Raw genomic sequence first — 24,307 nt, forward strand, 5'->3', positions numbered from 1 at the left:
GGAGATAGCGTTACGAGCGGAACAGATGCGTGGCAGAGGCATCGAATGTCACATTCACCATGGCGGCTGGTCCGATTTCGGCGAGCACCGGATGGCCGAACGGCAGCTTGACCGAAAGTGTCTCGCCCTGTCCGAGATCCACGACGACATCGGTGGTATTCCCAAGAAAATGCATGTCCAGGACAATTCCACGCAGCAATCCAGCATCGGTTCCGGCCTTGCGCAACTCCAGTCTCTCTGGGCGCAGGAGAAGTGCTCCCTTGCCCCCATCGCCCTGCCCGTGAAGCGGAACACCGGCCACCTCCACCCCACCCTTGGTCATGATCCGGGCGGATGTCCCACGTGTTTCCACGATGTCGACGTCGATGAAATTGGAATCGCCGATGAAACCTGCAACGAAGCGTGTCGAGGGCTCGGCATAAAGCATGTTGCCCGAGCCGACCTGCTCGATGCGCCCTTGGCTAAAGACGGCGATACGATCGGAGAGGCGCAACGCCTCCTCCTGGTCATGGGTAACATAGAGGATGGTCACGCCCGTCTCGCGGTGAATTCTGCGGATCTCGAACTGAATTTCCTCGCGCAGTTTCTTGTCGAGGGCAGAGAGCGGTTCATCCATCAGCAGAATGGGCGGCTCGTAGACGAGTGCGCGGGCAAGGGCGACACGCTGCTGCTGGCCACCTGACATGAGCGCTGGCTTTCGATCCTCGAATCCCTCGAGCCGTACGAGCCTCAGCGCGTCCTTGACCTTTCTCTCGACCTCCGCCCGTGGCAGGCGCCGAATGCGCAACGGGAAGGCGACATTCTCACCAACTGTCAGATGCGGAAACAGCGTATAGCGCTGGAAAACCATGCCGATATTGCGCTTGTGCGACGGCGTTTCGAGCATGCTCTTGCCGTCGACCAGAATGTCGCCGGAGGTTGGGTTCTCAAAGCCGGCTAACATATAGAGCGTCGTTGACTTGCCAGAACCCGAAGGCCCGAGAAAGGTCATGAACTCGCCCCTGCGGATATCGAGGGTCACGTCCTTGACCGCCGCAATCGGACCGTAATCCTTGCGGATGTCGCGGATTTCAATGAAGGATGAGGTCATGTTTTCCGTCCCTTGCGGACCAGGGCCGCGATGACCATCAAGGCGATGGTGAAAAGAATGAGAAGGGTTGAGGCCGCGGCGATTACCGGCGTCAGGTCCTGGCGCAGCGTCGACCAGATCTTCACCGGCAGCGTCTGAAGCGTCGGACTTGCCATGAAGATGGCCAGAACCACCTCGTCCCAGGAGGCGAGGAAAGAGAAGACGGCCGCCCCGAAGAGGCCGTGGCTGATTGCCGGCACCGTCACCCGAAGTCGGGCCTCCCACGGGCTTGCGCCACAGAGGATTGCAGCATCCTCGATCGACTTGTCGAAGCCGTCGAGCGCACTGCCGATCGAGATGATCGAGAAGGGCAGCGCGACCAGCAGATGTGCGATGATGAAGCCGAGCGTGGTGCCCGCCAAGCCGATCTGCAGGAAGAAGGCATAGAGCGCCACGGCAAGCACCACGACCGGCAGGATCATCGGGGTAAGGAAAACCGCGCGCAGCAACTCCTTGCCGACGAAGCTTCCACGATTGAGGCTGAGCGCTGCCAGAAAGCCGATCACCACCGACAGAACCGTCACGACGGCGGCGATCTGCAGGCTCGTCAGCGCCGATGTCAGCCAGCGCGGATCGGAGAACAGTTCCCCGTACCAGCGGGTGGTCCAGGCTGGTGGCGGAAAGATCAGCCACTGCGACGAGCCGAAGGAAAGGGCTGCGATGAAGACGATCGGCAGCAACAGGAACAGGCAGACCAGTAGCGTCATGCCGAGGAGCAGCCATTTCCAGGCGCCGAGCTTGTCATAGTCGAGAAGCATGGTGGGATCTCCTCAATCGATGCGGCTTGCGCCGAAGAAGCGCAGTTGCACGGCGTAAAGCAGAAGGGTGACGACCAGCAGCACGAATGCGGCCGCGCCTCCCATGCCCCAGTTGACCAGCGACTGAACGAATTGTGCGATCATTTCCGCGAGCATCATGTTCGCCGTCCCACCGAGCAGCGCAGGGGTGACGTAGTAGCCCAGTGCCATAACGAAGACCATCAGAGCACCCGCCGCGACGCCCGGGAGGGACAAGGGAAGGAGGATATGGGTGAAGCATTGCAGCCGGTTTGCGCCACAGAGCGCACCAGCCCTTAAGATCGCGGGGTCGATCGAGCGGATGACGCCGACCAGTGGCAGGATGACGAAGGGCAGCATGATATAGGTCATGCCGATCGTGACCCCGACCAGATTGTTGACAAGCGCCAGCGGCGTGTCGATCAGCCCCAGCCCCATCAGCGTCTTGTTGATCACGCCGGTCCGTTGCAGGAGAACCATCCACGCATAAGTGCGGGCGAGCAGGTTGGTCCACATCGACAGGATGATGATGGCAAAGACCAGTTGCGACCAGTGGCGAGGTAGAACGGCAAGCGCCCAGGCAACCGGATAGCCGATCACCACGGACAAGGCCGTCACGACGCCGGCCACCAGGAAAGTGTTGGCGAAGATCCGCAGATAGGTACCGCTGCCGATCAGCTCGGCATAGTTCTGCAGGCCGAGTTCCGGCTCCGTCACGCTGCGCAGCAGAAGGCCCAGTACGGGGGTGACGAAAAAGAGGATGATCAGCAGAAGTGCAGGGACGGCATGAGAAAAACCGCTGTTGCGTTTTCCCAATCCCTGGGCCCTGCCGTTATCTCTGTCTGCCGTTGCGAGAATGGCCATGATGTTGCCCCGGTTCTTGTGGGCCGGCCGATCGAAACCGGCCGGCTTTCTCGCTTACTTGGCCTGCCAGTCGTACCAGCGCTTGCCAATTTCGTCGCGATTGTCGGCCCAGTAAGTCATGTCGGCATTGACTTGGCTCTCGGCCTGCATGTCGGGAAGCGTCTTGCGGACGGCTTCATCCATCAAAAGGTTGGCGTCGACATTGGTCGGTGCATATCCGGTTGCCATTGAGAACATCGACTGCTGCATGTCGGCGGTCGCATGGGCGATGAACTTCATCGCGGCGTCCTTGTTTTTTGCGCCCTTGGGCACGACCAGCGAGTCGGCTGCGGTGATGTTCTGATCCCAGGAAGTCTCGACCGTGACGCCGGTAGCGGCAAGCGCCGTCAGACGACCGTTCCAGAAGGAGCCGAAGGGTGCTTCACCGGAGGCCAGAAGCTGCTGTGAGGCAGCGCCGCCATCCCACCAGACGATATCGCCCTTGATGCTGTCGAGCTTCTTGAAAGCGCGGTCGAGATCCAGCGGATAGAGCTTGTCCGCAGGCACGCCGTCAGCGAGCAGTGCTGCTTCGATCACGCCCGGTGCCGACCATTTGTAGAAGGCGCGCTTGCCCGGGAACTTGGCCGCATCGAACAGGTCGGCCCAGGTCTTAGGGCAGGTGCCGGCCATGTCCTTGTTGCAGCCGATGACGAAGGAATAATAGAAGCTGCCGACAGAATAGTCGGTGACGAAACGCGGATCGAGCTTGGACTTGTCGATGATAGAGAAGTCGAGCGGCTCGAGCAGCCCTGCCTTTCCGGCCTGGACGGCATAATCGCCCTCGACGTCCACCACATCCCACGTGACGCTGCCGGCCTCGACCATGGCTTTGATCTTGCCGTAGTCGGTGGGGCCGTCCTGCACAACGGCAATGTTTGTGTTGCTCGTGAAGCTGTCGGCCCAGCTCGCCTTCTGGGCGTCCTGGGTGGTGCCGCCCCAGCTGGTGAAGACCATCTCATCGGCGAAAGCCGAACCCGAGAGGCCGATCAGGGCGGTAAAGACTGTGGCTACCAGTTGTTTTTTCATGTTCCCGTTCTCCGTTACTGTTCACTTTTTATGTGTCATGCAGGCAGGCTTGCACCGAGCGGCGAAAAGGCCGCCGGCTTCATGATCTTGTTGTCGGCAACCTCGATCAGGTCGCGGATCTTGGGCAGGAAGGCACGCCAGGCCGGGTCCGCCATCAGCGCGGCGCGCCGCTCCTGCCGCTCGTCCAGGCTGGCAAAGGCCCAGATGTGAACGATCTCGTTGATCGGGCCAATCTCGGAATAGAAATAGCCGACGAGGTGGCCGAGATGGCCTTTCTGGATCGCAATCCCCTCCTCCTCGACAACCTTCAGGTATTCGGGGATCGCGCCGTTCTTCAGTCGATAGGTCCGTATTTCGTAGTACATGGTGTCACCTCATGACGAAGGGATCGGGGATCGGATCGTCTGAGGTGCGCATCCAGACCGTCTTGGTCCGCGTATAGTCGAGCGCTGCCTGAAGTCCGCCCTCGCGTCCGTGGCCCGACTGGCCGAAGCCGCCGAAAGGAGCGATTGGCGATACGGCCCTGTAGGTATTGACCCAGACCACACCGGCGCGGATGCGCTTGATCATGCGATGCGCACGGGTCAGGTTCTGGGTGAAGACGCCGGCCGCCAGCCCATAGCGCGTGTCGTTCGCAAGCCTGACGGCATCCGCTTCGGTATCGAACGAAAGCACCGACAGCACAGGACCGAAAAGCTCTGTCTCGACTGAAGGCGACGTCACGCCGTCGCAGTCGAGGATCGTCGGGGCATAGTAGTAGCCCTCGCCTTTCGCCCTTTCGCCTCCGGTGACCAGTCTCGCCCCGGCATCGAGCGAGGCCTGAACCGTCGTTTCGATCAGTGTCCGCTGGCGCTCGGTGCAGAGAGGCCCGACCTCGGTCGCCATGTCGAGCGGCGACCCAATGCGAATGGCTTCAGCCGTCGCCTTCAGGATTTCGAGAAAGCGATCCTTCACCGAGGCCTCGACGATGAGGCGGGAGCCGGCGACACAGGACTGTCCGGTCGCGGCAAAGATGCCGGCCACCTGCGCATTGGCGGCGCTTTCCAGATCGGCGTCGGCAAAGACGACAAAAGGCGATTTGCCGCCGAGTTCGAGTGACGTGCTGGCGAGGTTTTCAGCCGAATTCCGAACCACGGCGGCAGCCGTGCCTGGACCGCCGGTAAAGGCGATATGGTCAACCTTCGGATGACGCGTGAGTGCCGAGCCGCAAGAGGGGCCAAAGCCGGTCAGTATATTGACGACACCGGCCGGGAAACCGGCGTCATGCACGAGGCGGGCAAATTCCAGAAGCGGCGCCGGCCCGTCTTCAGAGGCCTTGACCACCAGCGTACAGCCGGCCGCAATTGCCGGGCCGATCTTGACGGCCGAGAGAAACAGCTGGCTGTTCCACGGCACGATGGCCGCGACCACGCCGACCGGTTCACGCCGCAGCCAGACATCCATATCCGGCTTGTCGATCGAGAGATAGGCGCCCTCGATCTTGTCTGCGAGCCCGGCATAGTAGCGATAGTAGTCTGCGACATAGGCGATCTGGGCCGAGGTCTCGCGAATGATCTTGCCGGTGTCGCGGGTTTCGATCTCCGCCAGCTTCGGCGCATTCGCGGCAACCAGATCGGCTAGTTTGTAGAGCAGCTTGCCGCGCTGGGTGGCCGTCATCGCGGCCCAGGGGCCGTCCTGCAAGGCAGCCTCGGCAGCGTCCACTGCGCGATCGACATCCGCTTCACGGGCCTCCGGCATTTGCGCCCAGGGCTTGGCCGTGGCCGGATCGAGACTTTCGAACCGGCCGCTGCCGTCCTCGAATGTGCCATTGATGTATTGTTGGAAGCGCTGCATCAGACCCCCTCAGCCAAAAGCCGGCATGACGTCGGCGATGAAACGTTCGAGCGAGGCCTTCTTGCGCTCGAAGGACATGCCTGTGTCGATCCACATGGAATATTCGTCATAGCCCAGGGCCTCGTAGGCCTTGAGCCGAGCAATGACCTCGTCGGCTGACCCGATCGGCAGGTTTCGGCGCATGACATCCGGTGAGAGAGCGGCATTGGCGGCCATCTCTTCCTCGGTGAGCCGCTCGATCAGACCCTGGCGGATCGGCTTCTCGTTCTTGAACCAGGCGGAGAAGTAGTTGTAGTAGACGCTGACTTCCTGGCTCGCCCGATCCACATCGGCTGCATCGAAACCGACATAAGTGTGCAACAGCAGCATGATCTTCGGCCGCGCCTGGTCGGGCGCCTTGTCGCAGGCCGTGTTGAAGCGCCCCATAAGCGCCTCGATTTCCGGATCGCCATTCCACAGCGGCGTCACCTGGACATTGCAGCCATTCGCGACGGCAAATTCATGGCTGTTGGGATCGCGTGCGGCGACCCAGATTGGCGGATGTGGCTCCTGTATCGGCTTCGGCGCCGAGGTCGTGGAGGGAAACTGCCAGAACTCGCCCTGATGAGCATAGTCGCCGGCCCAGATGCCCTTCACCGCCGGAATCAGCTCGCGCATGCGCTGGCCAGCGCCCCACGCATCGAGCCCCGGCAGCAGGCGCTCGTATTCGAAGCCATAGGCGCCGCGCGCAATGCCGACATCGAGCCGACCTTCGCAGATGATGTCGGTCATCGCGGCTTCACCGGCCAGCTTGATCGGATGCCAGAAAGGCGCAATTACCGTGCCTGTGCCGAGGCGAACATTCTTTGTCCGCCGTGCAAGGTCGGCGAGGTTGATGAAGGGGTTCGGCGCGATGGTGAAATCCATGGCGTGGTGTTCGCCGGTCCAGATCGCATGCATGCCGCCGCGGTCGGCGAGCTCACAGAGCTGGATGAACTCCTCATAGAGCTGCCCGTGCGTTTGGCTGGCATCCAGTCTTTCCATGTGGACGAAGAGCGAGAACTTCATGGCCTATCCCCTGGCGACCTGGGCATGCACCCGGCCCTTTTCCTGATTTCCGACATAGACCCCGAAATTGCCGAGGCTCGATTCCTGAGCGTAGCGCGTCAGCACATCGCGCGTGGCCCGGTCGGCGACGCGCTCCAACGGCAAGGCGTCGACCGGGTAGAGCTTCGCGCCCACGATATCGCCTTCGCCAAGCGTTGCCCGATAGATGACGTGCTGGCGACGGGAATGGGTGTCTTCATAGATGGAGTAGACCAGGCCGGGCGCGACCGGAAGGCGGCAAAGATCCCGCAGATAGTCGAACAGGGCGTCGACCCCGTCACCACCATTTTCCAATTCGATTGACGGCAGGCGCAGCGTCCCGTCCGGCTCTTCCTGGAGAAGGACCTCGCCATTGCGTTCGGCAACCGTACCGAGGACCTGAGGCAGGTCCTGACCGGCCAGCAGCGCCTTGTCCGATAGCGCCGGCGAGAAATAGCCGCCTCGTGCATAGCCGAGCCCGGACAGTCCGTTGTCCTCGAAGGCCTCGACCCGGCCGATCAGGATCACGTGATCGCCAGCCTCGACCACCTGATGGGTGGAACAGTCGAACCACGCCGAAACATCGGCAAAGATCGGAGAGCCATGCGGGCCATCACGCCAGGAGACTGCGGCGAAACGATCATCGACCGGTCGGGCGAAGGTGTTCGACACGTCCTTCTGCGCCTCGGACAGGATGTTGACGGCAAAACCGGTCGAGCCGGTTACAGCGTCGAAATTGCGCGAGGTCTTGGCGAGACAGACAAGAAGAAGCGGCGGATCGAGCGAGACACTGGTGAAGGAATTGGCGGTAAAACCTATGGGTTCACCCGCAGCACTGCGGGTTGTCACGACGGTCACTCCGGTCATGAATGCTCCAAAGGCATTTCTCAATGCGCGCGGATCATGCGTCATGGCAGGCCTCCTCCGTGGTCCAACTCATCCAGTCGGTTAGCGCGTCATTCACTATCTGTGGCGCCGTCAGGTTGACCATATGGCGATGGCCAGGGACGATGACCGCCCTGCCCGAGCACGTGGACGCCGCCATGGCGCGCGCCATCTCCGGCGTCGAATTGAGGTCCCCCTCTCCCGTCAGGAAAAGAGCGGGACAGCCAACTTCCGGCCAGCGATCGGCATAGACCGCGTCTCCATTGGCGAAGGCGGTATACGCCGTCGCATAGCCCTGCTGGTCGACTTCTGCGAGGAGGCGGCGCGACAACGCATAGGCTGCCTCATGCTCGTGTCCTTCGCCGAACCAGCGGCGCAGCGGCGCCTCGCGGTCAAAGCCGCCCGTCTCGATTTCGGCAGCGCGTTGCCGCACTGCATTCCGTGCAACGGCATCCCGGCGATAGACGCCATTGAGAAGGGCTACCCGCCGGATGAGACCCCGTGCCTCGACGGCAAGTCCGCCGGCGATAAGGGCACCCATCGAATGCCCGGCAACGCTGACCAGGCCACGATCGATTTCGGTGAGAAACCGCGCGAAGCGGCTGACAAAGGCCGGCAAGTCAGATCCGTCTGCGAGGGCGACACTTCCGCCATGCCCCGGCAGGTCTGCGGCAATCACCTCAAAGCGGCCGGACAGGACTTCGATCTGCGGCAGCCAGGCGTCCAGCTTCATGCCGACGCCATGGATCAGAACCAGCGGCTCGCCGCGTCCGACCGCGACATAGGTCGTGCCAGACGGGGTCTCAGACCGCTGCGGGATTATGGACATCGTTGCCCAGCTCCTTGAGGTCCTGATAGCGATCGCCGATGCGATGATGCGGCCGCCCGCCAATCGATGCGCCAAGTGCGACAACGATCTCGTCAGCCGCCGGAGCGTCGGGAATGGCGCACTGGATCGTCAGGTAGTGCGAACGACGGCCCTCATCATTCTTGTCCATCAGCGGGATCATGATCGGTGCATTTGCCCCGCCACGCGTATTGCAGAAAGCAAGATAGGATTTGGCACCGACCGCCTGGCGATAATGGTTGCCGAAGCGAAGCGTATGAATCAGGGCAGAGGCATGCTCGACTTCGCCGTCGAGGCCTACCACGGCTGACTTGCCATAGGCTTCCACGGCCTCGCCGGATCCCGTAACGTCGAGGATCATCCTGGTCAGGAGTGCACCAAGCACCGGAGCCGCAGCATGGATCTCGGGCTTCAGGTCTTCGACGAAACCACGCCCGGCCCAGGGATTTTTCAGCACCGCGATGGCTGCAATCAGCTTGAGCGGCGTCGGGGCCTGCCTGCCACCTTCGATCAGCGTGGTTTCGACGTGGAGCAGGGTTTTGCGAATGACCGGAACCAAGGCCGCCTCCTTTTTTATGTGTATACCACATGTTGGTATACCATCATACAACGTGTCAAGACCTTGCCCCTGACAAAAATCACGGTTATGGAAGAAGGATGCTGAAACAAGACCGTGACTTTACCGATCTGCGGATCGAAACACCGCCAGCGACCTTGAGGGAGATTGCCCTTGATCGCCTGCGGCGCGCCATTATTTCCGGGCTCTTTGAACCGGGGCAAAGGCTTGTGGAGCGCACCCTGTGTGAACAGATGGGCGTCTCCCGCTCCGTCATCCGCGAGGTCATCCGGCATTTGGAATCGGAAGGCCTTGTCGAGAACGTCGCCAAGCAGGGGCCGACGGTTGCACGGATAAGCTGGGAGGACGCGCGACAGATTTACGAGATCCGCTTGGCGCTCGAAGCCACTGCGGCAGCTGATTGTGCAAGGCGTGCCGATGCGACGATCAAGGCGAAGCTCGAAAGCGCGCTCGAGGAACTGGACCGCACGTCGAAGAACCTCTCGCCGCCCGCGATTCTCGAAGCGACGCATGAGTTTTACAAGGTCATGTTCGAAGCCGGCGGGCACGTGATCGCCTGGGAAATCGTAAACCGTCTCAACGGACGTATTTCCCGCTTGCGCGTGATTACCCTCTCGACCGTCAACCGCACCGTCTCCGGACCTGCCCGCATGCGCGAGATTTTCAATGCCATTCGGCACAACGACCCAACGGCAGCCGAACTGGCATGTCGGGCACATATCCAGGAAGCATCTGAGATCGCGAGGTCTCTCCTCCTCAGTGAAAGCCAGTGGGTCGTAAAGTAGCCGGACCGAAGCGCTCCGCGCAGGTCCGAGCTCGCCTTGTCAAATCTCGGAATGTCGTATTTCAAGCGCGTCCCATCCACGACCCAGACCAGGTTCGGGTAAAACGCCTCTCGCTCCATGCGCTCCTGGGGAGTGATTGCAGAGTGCTGGAACTCGACCAAAAGCCCATCTTTATTGCGCATATCGGCGATATGTTTTTCGCCGGATCCCGCCCATTGTACGACCTCGCTGTTGGTTTCCACGCAGAACTGAGCCGGTTAGGCGCATAATTTCCATTGAGAATTGAGCCATGTGAACCTTCCCCCAACGCGGTGAGCGACGGGGGCAACGGAGTGATCCACATGGGACTTTTAAACATCATCCGTCGGATGAAGCTGCGCGAGAAGCAGTCGATCCGCGAGATCAGTCGGCATACCGGTTTGTCGCGTAACACGATCGCGAAGTATTTGAACGCTGGTACGATCGAGCCGACGTTCACGGGACCGGAACGACTGAGCAAGTTTGATCCCTATGCCGACAAACTTGCTGGCTGGCTGAAGACCGAGGCCGGGAGGTCGCGCAAGCAGCGCCGAACGCTGAAGCAGCTTCATCCGATCTGGTGGTTCTCGGCTTTACCGGCTCCTATGGTCGGGTCGCCGCCTTTGCCCGTGAGTGGCGGGTTGAGCAGCAGACGACTGGCCGCGGCATATTCGTTCCTCTGTCTTTCCGCCCAGGCGAAGCATTCCAGTTCGATTGGAGTGAAGACTATGCCGTGATCGGCGGCGAGCGCACGAAGCTACAGGTCGCTCACATCAAGCTGTCGCACAGCCGCGCCTTTCTGGTCAGGGCCTATCTGCTCCAGACGCATGAGATGCTCTTCGATGCCCACTGGCACGGCTTCCGGGCGTTTGGCGGCGTACCTGGTCGCGGCATCTACGACAACATGAAAACGGCGGTCGATCGTGTCGGCCGCGGCAAGGAACGGCAGGTCAACATCCGTTTCCTCGCGATGACGAACCACTACGTCTTTGCGCCTGAGTTCTGCAATCCCGCCGCCGGCTGGGAGAAGGGGCAGGTCGAGAAGAACGTCCAAGATGCCCGACCGCGGCTGTGGCAACAGATGCCAGACTTTCCGGATCTGGCGGCATTGAATACCTGGCTGGAACAGCATTGCCAGGACCTGTGGCGCGACACAGCGCACGGCACCTTGCCCGGCACGATCGCGGACGTCTGGTCCGCAGAACAACCAGCATTGATGCCGCTCCCCGCTGCATTTGACGGCTTCGTCGAGCAGAGCAAGCGCGTCTCGCCGACATGCCTGATTACCTTTGAGCGGAATCGCTACAGCGTGCCTGCATCGTTTGCGAACCGGCCCGTCAGCCTGCGGATATATCCCGAAAGACTGGTGGTTGCGGCTGAGGGCAATGTCCTATGCGAGCATGAGCGGATCATTGAGCGCAGCCACGACAAGCCGCCGCGAACGATTTACGACTGGCGACATTACCTTGCCGTCATCCAGCGCAAACCCGGTGCCCTGCGCAATGGTGCACCCTTCCTGGAATTACCGCTGGCCTTCAGACAGTTGCAAGATCAGATGCTTCGCCGCCCCGGCGGTGATCGTGAGATGGCCGATATCCTTGCGCTTGTCCTTCATCACGACGAACAGGTCGTCCTCAGGGCTGTGGAACTGGCCTTGGATGCGGGGGTGGCGACCAAGACGCATGTGCTGAACCTGCTGCATCGGCTGATCGACGGCAAGACAATCGATGGTCCCGACATCGATACGCCACAGGCTCTGATCTTGCTGCGTGAACCCAAAGCAAATGTCGAACGCTATGATGACCTACGCGCCCGGATCGCAGGAGGCCGCCATGCGTCATGACCCCGCAAGTGCTGCCGTCGTCATCATGCTGCGGAGCCTGAAGATGTATGGCATGGCCCAAGCCGTCACCGACCTTATCGAGCAAGGCGCTCCCGCCTTTGATGCGGCCGTGCCAATCCTGTCCCAGTTGCTGAAGGCCGAGATGGCCGAGCGCGAGGTCCGCTCCATCGCCTATCATATGAAGGCTGCCCGCTTCCCGGCCTACAAAGACATCTCCGGCTTCGACTTCGCCGCCAGCGAGATCAACGAGGCCACCGTGCGCCAATTGCACCGATGCGAGTTCATGGATGGGGCGCAGAACGTTGTCCTTATCGGTGGCCCTGGCACTGGCAAAACGCATGTCGCGACCGCTCTTGGAATCCAGGCCATCGAGCATCATCGCCGAAAGGTCCGCTTCTTCTCGACCATCGAATTGGTCAACGCGCTCGAGCAGGAGAAGGCCAAAGGCAAGGCAGGCCAGATCGCCGAGACACTGGTTCGCCTCGATCTGCTTATCCTCGATGAGCTCGGATACCTTCCGTTCAGTGCCTCAGGCGGTGCACTGCTGTTCCATTTGCTGAGCAAGCTTTATGAGCGCACCAGCGTCATCATCACCACCAACCTCAGCTTCAGCGAATGGGCAACGGTCTTCGGCGACGCCAAGATGACGACAGCTCTGCTGGACCGCCTCACCCACCGTTGCCATATCCTGGAAACCGGGAACGACAGCTTCCGCTTCAAAGCCAGCTCGGCCGCAGCAGCGCAAAAGAGAGGAGAAAAGACCAACCCATTGACCAAAGCCTGATCAGAAAACCATAATCAGAGGTGGCTCACTTCTCGGTGGAAAAACCGGCTCAGTTCCGCGTGAAAACCAACACCGGCCCCATTTGGCCGCTCGACAAGAGGCCTAAAGGGAGACAGGCATGATAGATTCCGTACTCGACAGGATGACACTTGAGGAGCAGGTGTCTTTGCTTTCAGGCGACGACTTCTGGACAACCGTGGCCGTCGGCAGGCTTGGTGTGCCGAAAGTCAAGGTTACCGACGGTCCCAATGGGGCGCGTGGTGCAGGCTCTCTTGTCGGCGGCGTCGAAGCGGCATGCTACCCGGTAGGGATTGCGCTCGGCGCGACCTGGAATCCGGAACTCGTCCGACGTATGGGCGTGTCCCTGGCTGGACAGGCGAAGAGCAAGGGCGCCTCCATTCTTCTAGCCCCGACGATCAATATTCAGCGCTCCGGGCTGAATGGGCGCAACTTCGAATGCTACTCGGAGGACCCGCTCCTGACCGCAGAACTTGCCGTCGCCTATGTTCAGGGCGTTCAGAGCCAGGGCGTCGCAGCCACGGTCAAGCATTTTGCTGGCAATGAATCCGAGGTCGAGCGCCAGACGATGTCGTCCGACATCGACGAGCGTACCATGCGCGAAATCTACTTTCCGCCTTTCGAGCAGACGGTCAAGCGCGGTAAGGCGATGGCTTTCATGTCCGCTTACAACAAGATCAATGGCGTTTATGCGAGCGAGAACCATTGGCTCCTGACCAAGGTGCTGCGAGAGGAGTGGGGCTTCGAGGGCGTGGTGATGTCAGACTGGTTCGGATCGCGCACGACCGCCGAGACGATCAATGCAGGCCTCGATCTGGAAATGCCCGGCCCCACACGCGACCGGGGCGAAAAGCTCGTTGCAGCTGTCCGGGATGGAAAGGTCAAGGCCGAGACCGTTCGAGAGGCAGCAAGGCGGATGCTCGTGCTGATCGAGCGTGTCGGCGCATTCGAAAGGACGCCCGACCTTAGTGAGAGCTTCCTGGACCTGGAGGAAGATCGCGCACTCATCCGCCAGCTCGGCGCAGAGGGTGCCGTCCTATTAAAGAACGATGGTGTTCTGCCGTTGGAAAAGACCTCGCTTGACCAGATTGCAGTTCTCGGGCCCAATGCGGCGAGCTCCCGCATCATGGGCGGTGGCAGCGCGCAGATTGCGACGAGCTATGCCGTCAGCCCCTTGCAAGGCATCCGGGCGGCACTGCAGAACCCGAATAGCACGCGCCACGCTATAGGTTGTCGACACAACAGACTGGTCGAATTGCTTCAAGGCGATATTCGTGTCGAATTCTTCGCCGGACACGGTCGCAAGGGCACACCACTCCATGTCCAGACAGCCGCCAAGGGTGAATTTTTCTGGTTCGACCTGCCCGAAAAGCGGCTCGACCCCACGAATTTTTCGGTACGACTCTCCACAACGTTCACGCCTGACGATGCTGGGGAGCATGTATTCGGCATGACCAATGCAGGTCTGGCGCGTCTGTACATCGACGACGCGCTTCTCGTTGACGGCCAGGACGGCTGGACCAGGGGCGAAAATTACTTCGGGACGGCAAATGATGAGCAAAGAGCATCCATCTCGCTCGAGGCCGGCAGGAGCTACTGCATCCGCATCGACTACGATACGCCGGAAGCGAGCGGTGAAGGCATCTACATTACCGCAGTCCGTTTTGGCGTCGAAAAGCCGCTGGGCATCGAGTACATAGACGAGGCGGTCGAGATTGCAAGGAACAGCGATGTTGCGCTCGTCTTCGTCGGCCGCGATGGCGAGTGGGATACCGAAGGCCTAGATCTTCCCGATCTTCGCCTGCCGGGCAGCCAGGACGAATTGATCAGCCGGGTCGCCGCAGTCAATTCGAAGACCGTGGTCGTACTGCAAACAGGCGGTCCTATTGAGATGCCTTGGCTCGACGAGGTCGCTGCGGTCATTCAGTTCTGGTATCCCGGACAGGAACTCGGCAATGCAGTTGCCGACGTGTTATTCGGTGATGTCGAACCCGGCGGCAAGTTGCCACAGACCTTTCCTAAGTCGCTAAAGGACAATTCGGCAATCACCGGCGATCCTGGAACCTACCCCGGCAGAGATGGACACGTCCGCTACGAGGAGGGAGTTTTCATCGGCTACCGGCATCATGATTCGCGCGGTATCGTGCCATTATTCCCCTTCGGCCACGGTCTCGGCTATACCGAGTTCACCTGGGGTGAGCCAAGTGTCTCGTCGCGTGAAATGGGACATGAAGGCATTGCTGTCACGATCGACGTCCGGAATGTCGGAAGTCGCGCAGGTTCGGAACTCGTCCAGCTCTATGTCCGATCTCCGAAAGCCAAGGTCGAGCGCCCGGACAAGGAACTAAGGGCGTTCGCCAAGTTGTTTATCTCCGCCGGACAGACTGGCACCGCGACGCTCAAAATCATACCACGCGACCTCTCCTACTACGACGAAGACGCGGGCGCTTTCCGCGCCGAGCCCGGCACATACGAAATCGTAATAGCCGCAAATGCTTCCGATATCAGGTCAGTGACCCATATAGAGTTGTCCCACACCTACCTCATGCCACCCTCGGCTTGAACGATCACGGATCCCTTACTCCCTCCCAGGAGCACCGTAGGACAAAGGGCTCGCCACCAAAAGACGAGCCCTTTGTCATTCGACCGACACCGACAATGCTGGCGTGGCCCGGACAGGTCCGGACGCGCCGGGCACTTCGATCAGATACTTCGCACTAGGCCTATACTTTTCAGATGTCAGCTTTGCATACGCACAAGCGTTAAAAACTGGAGGACGAGTTAGAAGCGATACGCTACTCCCAGCATTGCAAAAGGCTGGACATCATCCTTGACGATCGGGCTGTCCTTGGCATCGCCCATCAGGAAGCCCGCTCCCGCCGTACCAGTCACAAGCCAGTTTTCGGTCATCATGTAGGTGATGGAACCCTTCACATCGACCCGCTTGACGCCGGCTTTGGCATCATACTGCGCAAGGCCTGAGTTTGCCGATTGGGCGCTGGTAACGCCGAAATACGATTCCATGTGCTTGTCATCCGCCCAAGTACCGGAGACGTCGGCCGAAAAGAGAAAGCTTTCGTATCTGTACGACGCCTTGGCGCCAACGGTCCCCGTCAGGCCGTCGCTGCCGCCGATCGTCTTGTCGAGCTCTGCATAAGCTTCAAACGGCCCAACCTCATAGCTGACGATCCCGCCTATGATACCGCCTGCATCAATATCGCCGAGGCCGCGCAGATAATCAGAATCATCTTCCTTACGCCCCAGGTCGTAGCCACCCTTCACGCCAGCCCTGAACCCATTGGCCTCGTAAAGATCGACTGTGACGCCTGTGATGTCGACACTGATACGGTCGCCGAACTCAGCCGAAATAATCGGTAATGGATTGATATCAAACTTATCCGAACCCTCGTATTCGGGCATGTAGATAGCGCCTGCGCCGACGGTGACTTTCCAGTCGTGCAGCCTGTCACGGAAATCGCCATAACGCCCAGAATCAAACTCCTGAGGAGGGACGACAGCGACATCACCATTCTCAAGGTCGGCAGCCAGTGTTGTCACAGGCAGCAAACCAAGCGCGCTTGCCAGCACAATTGTCTGAACCGCGCCACGGGCGGAACTGGTCGTTTTTAGTCGCAGAAGGCGGGGTAGGTACCGGGTCACTATATACTCCTATTATGGCTTGCGGGAAGGCATCGCTGGTGAGGGCTACAGCGAGTATTGAACGTCGGGAACAGGGGTCATTCCCCCGAGGGCGCTACTGCGCAACCGGAATCTGGGAGAATTTCGCCAAGTGTCGTCAGAAGTTTTCCGACGGCGGGTGAGGTGCAGGAATAATGGATCGTCTGCGCATCACGGCGCCTCTCGACTAGCTCCCCGCGGAGCAGCTTCGAAAGGTGCTGTGACAGTGCGGACTGACTGAGACCAACACACCGCGAAAGCTCACCGACTGAATACTCCCTTTGTGTGACATGATGCAGGATGGAAAGGCGCTTCGGGTTTGCGAGCAGCGACAGAAATGCAGCGGCCACCGCGCAATGATCGGACAGAGCTTCAGTCTTCATGTGCATTCCTAAAAATCATAAGAGCCGCTGGACTTCATTTGATTGACCCACACTGGTGAGGGAGGATTGCCGCAACATTACGGGACCGCAATTCATGGAAAGGTAGGTGGGACGGGCGGGCGGAGGCTGGCGGAACCTACATTACGCCCGTCCCTTCGTCCGGTTGGGGGCCGGCCGATCGTGCTGCGCCGAGACAGCGCGCCTTTGACAGCTATCCTGCTACTGTTGGACGGGTGTTCTCGGCTGCTTGTCAGTCCATTGCGGCGGCGCGCCAACCTTGTCGGCAACAATGCCCGCAAGGCCGGGAGACCGCCCGAATGCGTCGCAGGCAGTATATTTTGGCTTGCCTCCAAGCGCCGAATTCACCCGCTGTGCCGAAGGCAGGGACAAATCCAAACCCTTGGGTTCCTTGCCGGTCATCAGAATACTTGAGAAGTATTTGCCGAAGTTTGATGCGAGGCTGTAGGCGTCGCCGACCTCTGACACGCGCGCGTTGTTGGTGATCGAATTGGCGCCCTTCGACCAGACCACCGCGGCCAATTGTATGCCGGCACTGTCGACAGCCTCGGCTTCGACAGCGAGCCCACCCAAACCAGCCGGCAGACGCGGAATGCCGACTGGAAGCGCAAGGCTGCTTCCCAGGGAAACGATGGTCGAGACGCCGGCCATCGTCTTGCTCGTGGGAACAACGTCAGTGACGACGGCACGGACTGTCAGGTCAGCGGGCTGGCCTGTTGGAACCAACTGATATTTGTCGCTGAGGGCAACACAAACGGCACGGTCCAGCGCATTTGTGACAAGCGCTCGATCTTGCATGGCCTTGATGCGCGCGGCGGCGGCCGACGAGAACGTCGATGGAAGGATGGCGACTGTTTCCACGCCAGACAGACCCTGAGCATCGACGAAGGTGCGTGTCTTGGTGAAGTTGCCTTTGGCGGGGCTGAGCTGATCATAGGATGTTAGAGTTCCGCCCTCTTTCAGTGAAACGGATGTGCATCCCGCCATCACAAGCAAGAGCGGCATCGCGACGATGGCAACCGTTAAGCGGCGCTCGTCCCTATTGCAGAGGGTAGGTTCAAGACATTCCGAAGCTTGTTTCTGGTGCACTTTCCTGCCCTCTTGGATCACTTGCGCAGAACCTGCGGGCAAAGCATTGCCGTAACATTACAAGATGTTCCGCGGTCAGAATTCCAATCGCGTTCAGACCAGAATTCTGAATGTTGTGCCCGAGGGTGTGCTATCCATGCTCACATGGCCGTGGTGATTGGCAACGATCTGCTTCACAAGGCTCAAGCCAAGGCCGGCACCCGTGCTACGCGGTGTGAGGCGGTAAAACGGTTCAAACACCTGTTCGCGCTGGTCTTCCGGGATGCCGGGTCCCTCGTCAGAAACCGCGATCTCACCATGCCCGGAAACCGTCACCGAGATTGCGCCTCTGTTGCCGCCATGATCGATGGCGTTGCGCACCAGATTGCTGATGGCGCGTTGCAAGGCGGGTCGGCTCCCTTCCCGTTCAACTTGATCGACGTTGCTTTCAAACGAGATCTCATAGCCGCCCGCGATCGCCATCGGCGCAAGATCGGCCACCACCGAGCGGGCGATCTCGACCAGATCGACGGTTTCATGCACATCCGTCGCCTGAACGTTGCGCTCGAAGTCGAGAAGCTGTTCGGCCGTCTCCCCCAGCCGTGCGACATCGGCCATCAGGCGGCGTCGCTCGCCGCCTTCCGACATGCCTTCGATCCTCGTTTGCATGATGGCAATGGGTGTTCTGAGTTCGTGCGCCGCATCGATCAGAAAGCGTTGCCGCGCTTGAAATTGTTCCTCCAGGCGCTCAAGGATACTGTTGAAGGCGATGATAAGCGGGGTCACTTCTTTCGGCACGTCTTCGACCGGAAGCCGCGATCCGGGACGCCTGGGGTCGATCTCCGGCGCCTTGCTGACAACCGCATTGAGGCCGGCAAGGGCATGCCTGACGACACGGGGTACAGTGAAGAAGATGGCGGGCAGTGCAATGGCCAACAAAGGCAGGTAGATGGGATAGGTCTTCGTCAGCATGGTCAGAAACGTCGCGCTTCTGCTTGTGTTTCCGCCGTACATAACTCGGACTTCCCCAAGAGCCGTATCGATACGGTCGATGGACGCCACCTCGTCCGTTTCTGCGGCGCCACGGATGTCGCCATCTCTGATCAGCCTGACAAAAGGCGCCATCTCTGCATAGGGCGCCGGTACTGCGCCATAGGACGCTGTCATTCCGTCCGGCGTTGCGACGACGAACCACAAGCGATCATTTTCCGCCTTGAAGGACCGAAGAGCCAGGTTCTCTTGAATGACGAGCTGTCCTTGTGCATCCCGTGCCACCGCCTCGTAGAGCGCTGCACCGAGCTTGTCCTGCAGCCCCACTGTCGGCGACAGGATCATGGCGCCATAGACACAGAGACCGACAATGACGGCCGCAACGACTGCGACAAAGACGAGACTGAGCTGCCAGCTGAGCTTCCACCAGAGAGACGGATTGGGTATTGTCGCCGCAGCCATTATTCTTCCTTCAGGAGATATCCGACACCGCGGATGTTATGAACCGTGACGCCAGCCGAGGACTCCGAAAGGCGCTTTCGCAAACGTGAGATATGCGCATCGAGTGCATTCGACTGTATCTCCTCCTCATAGTTGTACACGGCCGTTTCGAGTGCGGACCGAAGCACGGTTTTGTCCTTGCGCTTTGCCAGGGCGATGAGAACGAGCAGTTCGCGGCGAGGCAGTTCCAGCAAGGCCGACCCAATCATGACATTCATATTGAGCGGATCGATGATCATCTTGCCGACTGCGATTTTCTCTTCGACGACATTCGGCGGACGTCTTAGCACTGCGCGTAGCCGCGCCATCAGCTCATCGACCAGAAACGGCTTTCCGAGGTAATCGTCCGCGCCACCGTTTAGCCCCTCAATTCGCTCCTTTGGCTCGTTTCTTGCTGTCATCACGATAATCGGCGTGTCGACCCCTGCCCGCCTGAGCTTGGGGATAAACGTCAGACCTTCCCCATCCGGCAAACGACGATCGAGAAGGATCGCGTCATAGGTGTTCTGTCGAGTGAGTTCACAGGCATCGGCCAGCAGCATGGCATGGTCGATGACCACTCCCTGTTTGCTTAGGGCAGCGCTCAGGGCCTCAGCCAGTTCCTTCTCATCTTCGATCAGCAACAGTCTCATGGTCGACGCCCTCGTTTGCATCATTCTTCTCTCCTGCCAACGTTGCCGCAGGATTACGGAGAGCTCGTGTCGAGCCGGTAATGCTGCTGCAATTGTCGACATCTATCCACGGGAACACCAGTCGCTCGATGTGCGACGAGGCCGCCTACATGCGGCCATGTTGAGTTCGACCGAGAAGGATGTTCGTAATGACGCCCATTTGGACCCAAAAAATCGCCACAGCAGGAATGCTGCTCGGCGGCTGCACTCTTGCTTTCCTCTATCTCGATCCTGCCCGGGGCACGGTCGATGCGAACGAACGCGTCAAGAATATCGTGGCGTCCGTATCCGCACTACAGTCAAACAGGCCGTTGGAACTGACGCATACAGAAGTGACCAAGGTCGAGCGGGTTTCGATGATCGAGCGCCTGCGCGTCAGCGGCGAGCTTCAGCCGATCAATCGCCTGGTGATGCGGGCACAAACCGGAGGAAAGGTCCTAAACCTCGCTGTTCGTGAGGGCGAGCGGGTGAAAGCTGGCGACGTCATTCTCAGCTTCGAAACGGACGATTTGCAATCGACGCTGCTGCAACGCGAGAGCGATCGCGATGCCGCCGAGGCAGAGCTGACGCTGGCCATGCAGGCGCTGAGCCGGATCGAACAACTTGTTGCAAAAAGCGTCACATCCAAAGAGCAACTGGAAAGGGCCAAAAGGGACGTCGCCGCCAACACATCCAAGGTGCAGAGCCTTTCGGCACAGGTCGATATCGCCCGTGTAGCGCTGCGCAATACGGAGGTTACCGCCCCCTTCGACGGAATTGTTGCGAGCCGCGCTGTCGAGGCGGGCTCGCAGGTGAGCGCAGATGCCGAACTGCTGACCATCGTCGATACCGACATTCTGGAAGCGAAGGTTCTGGTTTCCACCCGCGACATCTTGCGCGTGACCCCAGGCCAGACCGCCGAACTGCAAATAGACGGCATGGATGGCCTGACGATTGAAAGCAGGGTCACCCGGATCAATCCGGTCGCCGACAGCGGCACGCGCTTCGTGCCTGTCTATCTGCAGCTTTCCAATCGTGACGGACGGCTCTGGGGCGGGATGTTCGCCACTGGTTCAATCCTCGTTCGGGAGAAAGCAGATGCGCTCGTGGTTCCTGCTATTTCTCTGCGGAAGGACGAGACCGGTGACTATGTGCTTAGACTCCACAACGGCCATCTTCAACGCCAGCCCGTGACCGTCAGACAGGCTTGGAACGGCAACAGCCTGATCGAGATTGCGGATGGCCTGAAGGACGGTGATACGATCGTGACCGCTCCACTGCCCGAGTTGCAGCCCAATGTTGCCGTGACCCTCGACAAGGCCGGCTGAGATGTTCCTGACCCGTATTTCCGTCACCCATCCCGTCTTCACCACCATGATGATGGTGGCCCTGCTGGTGATAGGCATCTTCTCCTTCCAGCGGCTTGGGCTGGACCAGTATCCTGATGTCGACGTTCCGATCGTCGTGGTGATGACGACCTACTCGGGCGCCACACCCGAAACCGTCGAGACAGAGGTGACCCGCCCGATTGAGGACGCCCTGAACTCAATCGGCGGACTGGATGAGATCACATCGACGTCCTATGAAGGACGCTCAGTTGTAACGGCGAAGTTCAAGCTGGAGGTTCAGGGGGCTACTGCGGCACAGGACGTCCGCGACAAAGTCGCCGCAATTGAGGCTGACTTTCCTGACGACGCCGACAAGCCCATCGTGTCGCGCTTCAATCCGTCGGATCAGCCCATTTTGTCGATCGCCATCAGCTCGACATCGCTGGACGTCCCTGCCCTGACAACCGTCGCCGATCAGCGTGTCGTGCGGCAACTGACGACGATCTCCGGCGTGGGTCAGGTCACGCTGATCGGGGCCCAGAAGCGGCAGATCGAGGTTTCCATTGACGACACGCGGATGCGCGCGCTGCGCGTCGGCATCAATGAGGTGATCGACGTTCTGCGCAACGGCAACCGCAACAGTCCAGCAGGTAGCCTGATCAGCACGTTCTCCGAACGCACCATTCAGGTACAGGGCCGCGTCGAGCAGCCTGACGACCTGCTTGACATGATCGTTGCACAACGCGGTGGCGCGCCGATCTATCTGCGTGATGTCGCCAACGTTTCGGATGGCGCCGCCGACGCCGAAAGCCGCGCGCTCTATAATGGCGAAACGGCCCTCGCCATCGATGTGGTGAAGGTGCAGGACGCCAATACCGTGCAGGTCGTGGCCGACGTCAGGAACCGTCTCGTTCAACTGAACAGGGAACTCGCCGCCCAGAATGTCCAACTCCGGGTCGTCACCGATGCATCGACAGCGATCGAGGAATCGGTCACCCAAGTTCAGGCCACGCTGATCGAAGGCGCGGCACTTGCCGTCGCCATCGTCTTCCTGTTTCTCAACTCCTGGCGCAGCACCGTCATCACCGGCCTGACACTTCCGATCGCGATGCTTGGTACGCTGGCGGTTATCAGTTTCCTCGGCTTTACACTCAACACACTCAGCCTGCTGGCGCTGACCCTGTCGATCGGCATTCTGGTCGACGATGCAATCGTCGTGCGCGAGAACATCACGCGGCATCTGCACATGGGCAAGTCGCATCTGAGGGCAGCGCTGGACGGCACCAATGAAATCGGCCTTGCCGTGATCGCCACGACGCTGACGATCGTTGCAGTCTTCCTGCCGGTCGCCTTCATGGACGGCATAGTCGGCCGCTTCTTCTACGAATTCGGCGTCACGGTTTCTGCCGCAGTCCTCATTTCACTCTTCGTCGCCTTCACCCTAGATCCGATGTTGTCCAGCGTCTGGTATGATCCCGATTCGCATCCGAATGCGAAACGCGGAGCCATTGGGCGCCTGATCGCACGCTTCGATCACGGCTTCGAATGGCTGGCCAATCAGTACCGCCATGTCATCGGCTGGACACTGCGCCACCGTTTCGTGACGCTTCTTGCAACCGTCGGCATCTTCATCGGCAGCCTGTTCATGGTGCCCCTGGTCGGCGCGGAGTTCGTGCCTGGCGCCGACGAGGGCCGCTTCCAGATCAACGTGACGGCGCCTGTCGGCTCCTCCCTCGACTACACCGCGACGAAAGTCCGCCAGGTCGAAAATGCGCTTAGGGAATTCCCCGAGGTCGAGACGATCTATTCGACCATCAACACGGGCGGGATGGTCGGCAAGCACCGCGCCGCCGTGCTGGTGCGCCTGGTGGCTCTCGAGCAGCGTAAGCGAACCCCGCTCACGCTGGCAAACCCGATCCGCGAGCGGTTGTCCGTCATTCCGGGCATCGAGATTGCCATTGTGCAGGAAGGGCTTGGCGGCGGCGACAGCCCGATCCAGCTCAGCATACTTGGAGATGACCGCGCGATCATCGAGAAGATCGCCTCGGATCTTGACAGCGATATGCGCAGGATCCCGGGCATGGCGGATGTGAATTCGAGCGCCAGGGAAGTGACCTCCATCCTTTCGGTGCGCCTGAAGCGCGAGGCGGCGAGCGATCTTGGCATGACCAGATCCAATCTTGCCGCCTCGCTCTCTCCGCTCGTCGGCGGCGAAGAAGTTTCGAACTGGACCGATGCCACCGGCGAAACCTACGATATTGTCGTGCGCCTGCCGAGCGAGCAGCGCGCTGATCCGGCGATGATCGGCGCGCTTATGCTGACGACCGGGCGAACGGACGAGAACGGGGCCCCAATCCTGGTCCAGGTCGATCAGATCGCCGATCTCAGCCCCGTCCCGGCGGCTTCCGAAATCCGCCGCCTCGACAATCGCCGCGAGGTGCTGGTCTCTGCTGATGTATCCGGCCGGACGCTCGGCGACGTCACAGCCGAGTTGCAGACGCTGATCGACAGCTTCGATCTGCCCGCCGGCTACCACATCCGTTTCGGCGGGGAATCGAAGAATATGCAAGAGACCATGGGCCATATGGCGGCGGCGCTGGCGATGGCCGTAATCTTCATCTATCTGGTGCTGGCCTCACAGTTCGGCAGCTTTTTGCAGCCGCTTGCGATCATGGCCGCCCTCCCCCTTTCACTCGTCGGTGTCCTGCTCGGCCTCATGGTCGCCGGCAGCACGATCAACATGTTTTCGCTGATCGGCTTCATCATGCTCATGGGCCTGGTTACCAAGAACGGTATCCTGCTGGTCGACTTCGCGAACCGGGAACGGCGGCGCGGGCTTTCGCTCAATGATGCTCTGATCAGCGCTGGAACCATCCGCTTCCGGCCGATCGTCATGACCACGCTTGCCATGATAGTCGGCATGATCCCGCTCGGGATGGCCGTCAGTGGTGGCGGTGCGCAGCGATCCCCGATGGCGCATGCCGTTATCGGTGGGCTGATCAGTTCCACCGTATTGACCCTGATCGTGGTACCCATGATCCTGTCCTACATTGACAGCCTCACACAGCGTCTGGCTCGCTTTCTGCCAAAAGCGCCTGATGAATACGGTGATGGACGCCCAGAAACCAGGATGTAGGTCGCTGCAGTGCGCACCATCCAACCCTGTATTGGGGAGGTACTGGACATGCTTCCGTGCCGTAAA

General features: G+C 60.1%; 20 protein-coding genes and 1 pseudogene. 6 read left to right on the plus strand and 15 right to left on the minus strand.

Going from position 1 to position 24,307, the window contains the following annotated elements; genetic code table 11:
- Positions 1 to 10: 10 nt before the first annotated feature.
- From IM739_RS23120 to IM739_RS23165, 10 genes are read right to left on the minus strand one after another with little or no spacing between them, the layout of a single operon-like run.
- Entirely contained in the window at positions 11 to 1,090 is a 1,080-nt protein-coding gene (locus IM739_RS23120) for an ABC transporter ATP-binding protein (protein WP_237371981.1), read from the minus strand.
- Positions 1,087 to 1,887 (minus strand): ABC transporter permease, encoded by an 801-nt coding sequence (locus tag IM739_RS23125; protein ID WP_237371982.1) that lies wholly within the window; start codon positions 1,885 to 1,887, stop codon positions 1,087 to 1,089. Before IM739_RS23125 ends, IM739_RS23120 begins: the two co-directional genes overlap by 4 nt.
- A gap of 12 nt (positions 1,888 to 1,899) precedes the next feature.
- Complete coding sequence (locus IM739_RS23130) at positions 1,900 to 2,769, minus strand: ABC transporter permease (RefSeq protein ID WP_237371983.1); 870 nt, start codon at positions 2,767 to 2,769, stop codon at positions 1,900 to 1,902.
- Between the two features lie 54 nt (positions 2,770 to 2,823).
- The gene (locus IM739_RS23135) at positions 2,824 to 3,834 is read right to left on the minus strand and encodes an ABC transporter substrate-binding protein (protein WP_237371984.1); all 1,011 of its coding nucleotides are present in this window, start codon (positions 3,832 to 3,834) and stop codon (positions 2,824 to 2,826) included.
- A gap of 35 nt (positions 3,835 to 3,869) precedes the next feature.
- A complete protein-coding gene (locus IM739_RS23140; protein ID WP_237371985.1) occupies positions 3,870 to 4,199 on the minus strand; it encodes an NIPSNAP family protein in 330 nt (109 codons plus the stop codon).
- Between the two features lie 4 nt (positions 4,200 to 4,203).
- On the minus strand, positions 4,204 to 5,667 hold the full coding sequence (locus tag IM739_RS23145; protein WP_237371727.1) for an aldehyde dehydrogenase: 1,464 nt from the start codon (positions 5,665 to 5,667) through the stop codon (positions 4,204 to 4,206).
- Between the two features lie 9 nt (positions 5,668 to 5,676).
- Entirely contained in the window at positions 5,677 to 6,714 is a 1,038-nt protein-coding gene (locus IM739_RS23150) for an LLM class flavin-dependent oxidoreductase (protein WP_237371728.1), read from the minus strand.
- 3 nt (positions 6,715 to 6,717) lie between these two features.
- The gene (locus IM739_RS23155; RefSeq protein WP_237371729.1) at positions 6,718 to 7,644 is read right to left on the minus strand and encodes a flavin reductase family protein; all 927 of its coding nucleotides are present in this window, start codon (positions 7,642 to 7,644) and stop codon (positions 6,718 to 6,720) included.
- Positions 7,634 to 8,494 carry an alpha/beta fold hydrolase gene (locus IM739_RS23160; RefSeq protein WP_442981182.1) on the minus strand — a complete coding sequence of 287 codons (861 nt, stop codon included), beginning with the start codon at positions 8,492 to 8,494 and terminating at the stop codon, positions 7,634 to 7,636. The genes IM739_RS23155 and IM739_RS23160 overlap by 11 nt, the downstream gene beginning before the upstream one ends.
- Complete coding sequence (locus tag IM739_RS23165) at positions 8,421 to 9,023, minus strand: amino acid synthesis family protein (RefSeq protein WP_237371731.1); 603 nt, start codon at positions 9,021 to 9,023, stop codon at positions 8,421 to 8,423. Before IM739_RS23165 ends, IM739_RS23160 begins: the two co-directional genes overlap by 74 nt.
- 29 nt (positions 9,024 to 9,052) lie before the next feature.
- Between IM739_RS23165 and IM739_RS23170 the strand changes: the two genes are divergently transcribed.
- The 4 genes and pseudogenes from IM739_RS23170 (at position 9,053) to IM739_RS23185 (ending at position 15,052) form a co-directional block, all read left to right on the plus strand.
- Positions 9,053 to 9,826 (plus strand): GntR family transcriptional regulator, encoded by a 774-nt coding sequence (locus IM739_RS23170; protein ID WP_336886422.1) that lies wholly within the window; start codon positions 9,053 to 9,055, stop codon positions 9,824 to 9,826.
- Positions 9,827 to 10,167: 341 nt separating this feature from the next.
- Positions 10,168 to 11,687: pseudogene (gene istA / locus IM739_RS23175) on the plus strand (IS21 family transposase).
- Positions 11,677 to 12,471: an IS21-like element helper ATPase IstB gene (gene istB, locus IM739_RS23180; RefSeq protein ID WP_237368523.1), complete on the plus strand. Its 795-nt coding sequence runs from the start codon at positions 11,677 to 11,679 to the stop codon at positions 12,469 to 12,471. The pseudogene istA and the gene istB overlap by 11 nt, the downstream one beginning before the upstream one ends.
- A 118-nt stretch (positions 12,472 to 12,589) precedes the next feature.
- Positions 12,590 to 15,052 carry a beta-glucosidase gene (locus IM739_RS23185; protein ID WP_237371732.1) on the plus strand — a complete coding sequence of 821 codons (2,463 nt, stop codon included), beginning with the start codon at positions 12,590 to 12,592 and terminating at the stop codon, positions 15,050 to 15,052.
- A gap of 218 nt (positions 15,053 to 15,270) precedes the next feature.
- Here IM739_RS23185 and IM739_RS23190 read toward each other — a convergent pair whose 3' ends face one another.
- From IM739_RS23190 to IM739_RS23210, 5 genes are all read right to left on the minus strand, one after another.
- Complete coding sequence (locus IM739_RS23190) at positions 15,271 to 16,149, minus strand: MipA/OmpV family protein (RefSeq protein ID WP_237371733.1); 879 nt, start codon at positions 16,147 to 16,149, stop codon at positions 15,271 to 15,273.
- Positions 16,150 to 16,226: 77 nt separating this feature from the next.
- Positions 16,227 to 16,550 carry an ArsR/SmtB family transcription factor gene (locus IM739_RS23195; protein ID WP_237371734.1) on the minus strand — a complete coding sequence of 108 codons (324 nt, stop codon included), beginning with the start codon at positions 16,548 to 16,550 and terminating at the stop codon, positions 16,227 to 16,229.
- 219 nt (positions 16,551 to 16,769) lie between these two features.
- On the minus strand, positions 16,770 to 17,573 hold the full coding sequence (locus IM739_RS23200) for a DUF3313 domain-containing protein (protein ID WP_237371995.1): 804 nt from the start codon (positions 17,571 to 17,573) through the stop codon (positions 16,770 to 16,772).
- 177 nt (positions 17,574 to 17,750) lie between these two features.
- Positions 17,751 to 19,088 carry a sensor histidine kinase gene (locus IM739_RS23205; protein WP_237371735.1) on the minus strand — a complete coding sequence of 446 codons (1,338 nt, stop codon included), beginning with the start codon at positions 19,086 to 19,088 and terminating at the stop codon, positions 17,751 to 17,753.
- Positions 19,088 to 19,759 (minus strand): response regulator transcription factor, encoded by a 672-nt coding sequence (locus IM739_RS23210; protein WP_237371736.1) that lies wholly within the window; start codon positions 19,757 to 19,759, stop codon positions 19,088 to 19,090. The genes IM739_RS23205 and IM739_RS23210 overlap by 1 nt, the downstream gene beginning before the upstream one ends.
- A gap of 188 nt (positions 19,760 to 19,947) precedes the next feature.
- Between IM739_RS23210 and IM739_RS23215 the strand changes: the two genes are divergently transcribed.
- Both IM739_RS23215 and IM739_RS23220 read left to right on the plus strand, forming a co-directional pair.
- Positions 19,948 to 21,105: an efflux RND transporter periplasmic adaptor subunit gene (locus tag IM739_RS23215; protein ID WP_237371737.1), complete on the plus strand. Its 1,158-nt coding sequence runs from the start codon at positions 19,948 to 19,950 to the stop codon at positions 21,103 to 21,105.
- Position 21,106: 1 nt separating this feature from the next.
- Complete coding sequence (locus tag IM739_RS23220) at positions 21,107 to 24,241, plus strand: efflux RND transporter permease subunit (protein WP_237371738.1); 3,135 nt, start codon at positions 21,107 to 21,109, stop codon at positions 24,239 to 24,241.
- Positions 24,242 to 24,307: the final 66 nt, after the last annotated feature.

The organism is Rhizobium sp. SL42, from assembly GCF_021729845.1.
GTDB lineage: Bacteria > Pseudomonadota > Alphaproteobacteria > Rhizobiales > Rhizobiaceae > Allorhizobium.